The organism is Burkholderia sp. Se-20378 (assembly GCF_017104665.1).
Classification (GTDB): domain Bacteria; phylum Pseudomonadota; class Gammaproteobacteria; order Burkholderiales; family Burkholderiaceae; genus Burkholderia; species Burkholderia lata.
In genome coordinates this window covers 1-202 of record NZ_JAAGPG010001270.1, presented here as the reverse complement: position 1 = coordinate 202, position 202 = coordinate 1, and the positions used below count along the sequence as shown (strand labels likewise).

Annotated in this window: 1 protein-coding gene; it reads right to left on the bottom strand. The window is 71.3% G+C overall.

From position 1 onward, the window contains the following. Positions 1-202: ATP-binding cassette domain-containing protein (locus tag G3N93_RS41365; RefSeq protein WP_206135678.1), on the bottom strand; the 202-nt coding region annotated here is incomplete at both ends.

The window sequence follows — 202 nt, the reverse complement described above, 5'->3', positions numbered from 1 at the left end:
AGCAGGTCGACGATCTGCTGACGCACGGTCACGTCGAGCGCGGTGGTCGGCTCGTCGGCCAGCAGCAAGCGCGGTCGGCACGCCAGCGCCATCGCGATCATCGCGCGTTGCCGCTGCCCGCCCGACAGCTGGTGCGGAAAACTGTCGATGCGACGCTCCGGCTCCGGAATCCCGGTGCGCCGCAGCAGCGCGATCCCGCGCT